The organism is Amycolatopsis sp. NPDC104863 (assembly GCF_055582965.1).
The window spans coordinates 1-5575 of the sequence record NZ_JBVJOW010000012.1; the positions used below are offsets into that span (position 1 = coordinate 1).

Sequence of the window (5575 nt, forward strand, 5' to 3'; positions counted from 1 at the left end):
CCCCCCCCCCCCCCCCCCCCCCCCCCCCCCCCCCCCCCCCCCCCCCCCCCCCCCCCCCCCCCCCCCCCCCCCCCCCCCCCCCCCCCCCCCCCCGCAACGTGGTCTCGATCAGTGCCGCGATGTCGTCTTCGGACATCCCGGCGGCTTCGGCGCGCCCCAGCCAGGCCACCAGCTCGTCCCGCAGCCGGCCCTGGTGGCCCAGCGACGGGCCGGCCAGGCTGCCGGTGACGAACGTGCCCACCCCCGGCCGGCCTTCGGCCAGCCCCTCCAGCACCAGTTCGCGGTAGGCCTTGAGCACGGTGTTCGGGTTGATCGCCAGCGACTGGGCCACGTCCCGCACCTTCGGCAGCTGGTCGCCGGGGCGCAGCAGGCCGACCCGCAGCGCCTGCTTCACCTGCACGACGAGCTGCATGTACGTGGCGACCCGGGAGCGGCCGTCCAGGACGAACTCGATCACCCCACACCCTCCTATTGTCCTATGACATTAAGACAACACCCGGGAACATCGTGCTGTCAAGGCGGACCCTCCGGGCATAGGGTTCCGGACGGGACGCACACCGGCACCGGGAGGCAGGCATGTCGTTGTTGGACGGGCTGAGCAAGGCAATCACGGACGGGTCGGTCGAGATCGTCGACCTCACCGCTCCCCTGAGCTCGAGCACGCCGATCCTGCAGCTGCCGGAGCCGTTCGCCAACACCATCCCGTTCCGCCTCGAGGAGATCAGCCGCTACGACGAGCGCGGCCCGCGGTGGTACTGGAACGACATCCACACCGGCGAGCACACCGGCACCCACCTCGACGCGCCCGTGCACTGGGTGTCCGGAAAGGACGGTCACGACGTCTCGGCGGTGCCGCTGAAGACACTGGTCGCGCCCGCGGTCGTGCTGGACTTCGCCGCGAAGGCGGCGGAGGACCCCGACTTCCTGCTCTCGATCGACGACGTCCGCGCGTGGACGGCCGAGCACGGCCCACTGCCCGACGGCGGCTGGCTGCTCTACCGCACCGGCTGGGACGCGCGCAGCGCCGACCAGGCCGAGTTCCTCAACGCCGACGAGGCCGGCTCGCACTCCCCCGGCGTCTCCCCCGAGTGCGCGCGGTGGCTCGCCGAGGAAACCCCGATCACCGGGCTCGGGGTCGAGACCGTCGGCACCGACGCGGGCCAGGCGCCCGGCCTCGACCCGATGTTCCCGTGCCACGAGCTGCTGCTGGGCGCCGGCAAGCACGGCCTCACGCAGCTGCAGAACCTGGCTTCCCTGCCGCCGACCGGTGTGCTGCTGGTCGTCTCGCCGCTGCCGATCGTGGGCGGGTCCGGCAGCCCCGCCCGCGTGCTGGCCCTGGTGGAACGGTGAACGTCGCCGAGCTGGTCGGCCGGACCCTGGCCGGCCTCGGCGCCGGCACCGCGTTCGGGGTGGTCGGCAGCGGGAACTTCGAGGTGACCAACGCGCTGCGGGCGGCAGGCGTCCGGTTCGTCGCCGCCCGCCACGAGGGCGGCGCGGCGAGCATGGCCGACGCCTACGCCCGGATGAGCGGGAAGGTCTCGCTGCTGTCGCTGCACCAGGGCTGCGGGCTCACCAACGCGGTCACCGGGATCACCGAGGCGGCCAAGAGCCGGACCCCGATGATCGTGCTGACCGCCGACTCCGCGGGCGCGTCCGTGCTGTCCAACTTCCGCATCGACCAGGACGGCCTGGCCACGGCGGTCGGCGCGGTCCCGGAGCGGGTGCACTCCGCCGCGAGCGCCGTCGCCGACACCGTGCGGGCCTTCCGGACCGCGCGGCAGCAGCGCCGGACGGTGGTGCTGAACCTGCCGCTGGACGTCCAGGCCCAGCCCGCACCGGAGTCCCCGGAACGGTTGCCGGCGGTGGTCGGACCGGCCCCGATGCGCCCCGACATCGGCGCGGCCTCGGAGCTGGCGGACCTCCTGATGGCCGCCGAACGACCGGTGTTCATCGCCGGCCGGGGCGCCCGCGGCAGCCGGGAACCGTTGCGGGAGCTGGCTTCGCGCAGCGGCGCGCTCCTGGCGACGTCCGCGGTCGCGCACGGGCTCTTCCACGGCGAGGAGTTCGCGCTGGGCATCTCCGGCGGGTTCGCCTCGCCGACGGCCGCCGAGCTGATCGTCGGCGCGGACCTGGTGGTCGGGTGGGGCTGCGCGCTGAACATGTGGACCACGCGGCACGGCAAGCTGCTCAGCCCGCACGCGAAGCTCGTCCAGGTCGACCTCGAGCAGAGCGCGCTCGGAGCGCACCGCCCGATCGAGCTCGGCGTGGTCGGCGACGTCGGGTGCACGGCCGAAGACGTCCTGAGCGAGCTCGGTGACCACAAGGCGGTGGGGTACCGGACCGAAGAGGTCGCCACGCGGATCGCGTCCGGCCGCTGGACCGACGTCGAGCACGAGTCGCTGTCCCGCGGCGGCCGGATCGACCCGCGGACGCTCAGCCGGCTCCTGGACGAGATGCTGCCCGCCGAGCGGATCGTGTCGATCGACTCGGGCAACTTCATGGGGTACCCGAGCGCGTACCTCTCGGTGCCCGACGAGCAGGGGTTCTGCTTCACCCAGGCGTTCCAGAGCATCGGGCTGGGCCTCGGCACGGCGATCGGCGCGGCGCTCGCCCGCCCGGACCGGCTGCCGGTGCTGGGCACCGGCGACGGCGGGTTCCACATGGCGGTGTCCGAACTGGACACCGCGGTCCGGCTCGGCCTGCCCCTGGTGGTGATCGTCTACAACGACGCGGCGTACGGCGCGGAGGTCCACCACTTCGGCGACGCGGACATGACCACGGTCCGCTTCCCGGACTCCGACCTCGCCGCCATCGGCCGCGGCTTCGGCTGCGACGGCGTCACGGTGCGCTCGGCGGAGGATCTTTTCGCGGTGCGCGAGTGGCTCGCGGGCCCGAGGTCGGCGCCCCTGGTGATCGACGCGAAGATCGCCGACGACGGCGGCTCCTGGTGGCTCGCGGAGGCGTTCCGGCACTGACCCGTCCTTGACAGCGGACCGAGTGCGCTGGATCCTGGCCGAGCTGTCTTACAGTCGTAAGACAGTAGGTATTTGCACTGGGGAGCCATCATGCGCTTGTTCCGTTTTGTCCTGGCCGCGCTCGCGGCGGCGGCCCTGCTGGCCGCCCCCGCCGACGCGGGCCAGTCCCGACCGTCCGACCCGGCCGGCGCCCTGCTGGCCGCGTTCGACTCGCACAAGATCGTCGCGAAGTCCAGCCCGGACGTCGGGACGTTCCTGTTCGACCTGATCCGCGACCCGAGGTTCCCGGGCCGCGTGAACGACATCGCCGTGGAGTGCGGCAACTCCCGCCTCCAGCCCCTGCTGGACGCCTACATCGCGGGCGCCGACGTCCCGGACGTCAGCCGGGTCTGGCGCGACACAACCCAGCCGAGCTGCGGCTTCTCGACGTTCTACGAGCAGCTCTTCGCCCTGGTCCGGCAGGTCAACACCACACTGCCGGCAGCACGCAAGATCCGCGTGCTGGCCTGCGACCCCCCGATCGACTGGAGCCGGATCCACAGCCCGGCGGACATGGAGCCGTTCCACGACCGGGACACGACGATCGTGTCGGTGGTGAAGACGCAGGTGCTGCAGAAGAATCGACGTGCGTTGATGCTGTTCGGCCTGGGCCACTTGACCCACAACGGCGGCAGCGGAGCGGTGGCACAGCTGGAGCGCGAGTACCCGGGCGCGGCTTACGTCGTCGCTGATCACTTCGGGTTCACTTCGGACAACACGCGGCTGGAGCAGCGGCTGGGCGCGTGGCCTTCGTTGGTGCAGGTGCAGGGTTCGTGGCTGAGCACCCTCGACACGAAGTACTTCCCGACAAATCGCGAGTACCCGCCGGGCACGCGCGGCTACCCGGGGGTGGACGCGTATCTGTATGAAGGTCCTGCGGATCTGTTGCTGCGAGAGCCGCTGTCGGCCCGGGCGGTGTTGGACACGGATTACCTGAACGAGCTGCGTCGACGGGCAACTGTGTTGGACACACCGCCGGGTGGGCTCGAGTGGCCGGAAACGTTCTTCGAGCGGGAGCGCCAGTCGGGGGTTCTGCTGCGCGGCAACTGAGAACGCGTGGGTGTAGGCCCGTAGCCGGTTGGCTGCGGGCCTTTCCCGTGTTCGTTGTCTCAGGCCGCGAACGGCAAGGGTTGGTGGAGGTTGTTGCGCCGGGGTTTTCGGCGTTTGTCGAGGAAGGTCGGTGGGAGGAATTCCGGGAGGCCGTCGGCGGCCATGCGGACCTCCCAGTCCGAGCGGTGCAGCAGCCGGTGGTGGTGGGAACACAGCAGCACCAGGTTGTTCAGGTCCGTCGGGCCGCCCTCGGCCCAGTGGCGGACGTGGTGGCCCTGGCAGTGGCGGGGTGGGCGGTGACAGCCGGGGAAGGCACACCCGCGGTCGCGGAGGTAAAGAGCTCGGCGCAGCCCCGCGGAGATCAGGCGGCGGAGGCGGCCCAGGTTCAGCGGTTCGCTTTTCTCGCCCAGGACCGCGGGGATGACCATGCTGTCGCAGGCGTGGACACGAGCCTCGGCCGCGCTCATGGTGCCGGTGTCACCAAGGGTGGCTCTGCCGACACCCGACTTCAGCTCGGCCAGCGACACGGCGACCATGACGTGGGCCCGTTCACCCGCCTGCATCGGCAGGTCCGGGGAGTTGAGCGCAAGGTCGATCGCATCGGAGAAGGCATCACCGTAGCGTTCCTGCGGAGAGCGGAAGTCGTCCGCGGCGCGGCGTTCGGCCAGAGAGTCGAGTAGTGCGCTGGCGCGGGTACCGGTTTCGTCGTCAAGACGGCCGGAGAGTTCCCAGACGCCGGATCTCTTGCGCCGCAGCGAAAGTTCCCGACGGGGAGTGCCAGGTTCGGCATTGTCGGGTTCGGCACCATCAGGATCCAGGTGAGCAACGATCCGCGCCCCCAAGGCACCAACCTGCTTGTACCCGGCATCGGCGGCAAAGGCGAGCAGGTCAGATTCAGCGCCACCACGATGTTCGGACGGAACCTGAGTGAGCACCTCGACAATCGTATCGATCATCGGATTACTCAAGGAGCCCGCCGAAGCAGCAACCCCAGTGGCAGGAGCAAGAGCGGCAACCGAAGTGCCATCAAGAGCCCGACCAGGATTAAGAGCCCGAGCCCGCTTCACAACACGCTCGGCAGCAGCCCGAGGAACATCAGCAAGGTGTTCAAAAAGCCGAGAAACAGACCGATACCCAAAGAGCTCCTGAACACCACGCGCCTCAATCTCCACAAGAAGCGCACCAATCTCAGCCTCAGCAGACCGAACAACGCCAAGCAAGGCCCCAACACGATCAGCCAAGGCCCCCGCATCAGCCCGCCGCACAAAGTTCCCGTCCACACATGAAGAATACCGAAGAACGAACAAGTGTTCATCACACAAAAGGGTGGCGAGAGAGCAAGCTGTCCGCACCCCAGAACACCACCACAGCAAAAACCGGAGGACGAGATCCGTAGCGTGGGGGGGGGGGGGGGGGGGGCACAGGAGGAAGGAAAACAAAGAAAAAACAAACCCCCCCCCCCCCCACACAAACCACCCCTCCCCCCCCCCCCCCACAACGAAACCACCCCC

At 70.1% G+C, this 5575-nt stretch carries 4 protein-coding genes and 1 pseudogene; 3 read left to right on the plus strand and 2 right to left on the minus strand.

All coding sequences use genetic code 11. The annotated features are described in order from the left end of the window. Positions 1–88 precede the first annotated feature (88 nt). Positions 89–457, minus strand: a pseudogene (locus ACZ63J_RS45495) (GntR family transcriptional regulator); the annotation flags it as partial. 119 nt (positions 458–576) lie between these two features. On the opposite strand from ACZ63J_RS45495, the gene ACZ63J_RS45500 reads away from it, so the two are divergent. The 3 genes from ACZ63J_RS45500 to ACZ63J_RS45510 all read left to right on the plus strand — a co-directional run bounded on the left by ACZ63J_RS45500 (position 577) and on the right by ACZ63J_RS45510 (position 4064). Further along, on the plus strand, positions 577–1350 hold the full coding sequence (locus tag ACZ63J_RS45500; protein WP_465401391.1) for a cyclase family protein: 774 nt from the start codon (positions 577–579) through the stop codon (positions 1348–1350). Then, positions 1347–2975: a thiamine pyrophosphate-binding protein gene (locus ACZ63J_RS45505; protein WP_465313636.1), complete on the plus strand. Its 1629-nt coding sequence runs from the start codon at positions 1347–1349 to the stop codon at positions 2973–2975. The genes ACZ63J_RS45500 and ACZ63J_RS45505 overlap by 4 nt, the downstream gene beginning before the upstream one ends. Before the next feature lie 90 nt (positions 2976–3065). Beyond that, complete coding sequence (locus ACZ63J_RS45510; RefSeq protein WP_465401392.1) at positions 3066–4064, plus strand: hypothetical protein; 999 nt, start codon at positions 3066–3068, stop codon at positions 4062–4064. A gap of 59 nt (positions 4065–4123) precedes the next feature. Here the strand turns inward: ACZ63J_RS45510 and ACZ63J_RS45515 are convergent, their stop codons facing one another. Beyond that, a complete protein-coding gene (locus ACZ63J_RS45515; RefSeq protein ID WP_465401558.1) occupies positions 4124–5329 on the minus strand; it encodes an HNH endonuclease signature motif containing protein in 1206 nt (401 codons plus the stop codon). Between the last annotated feature and the right edge of the window lie 246 nt (positions 5330–5575).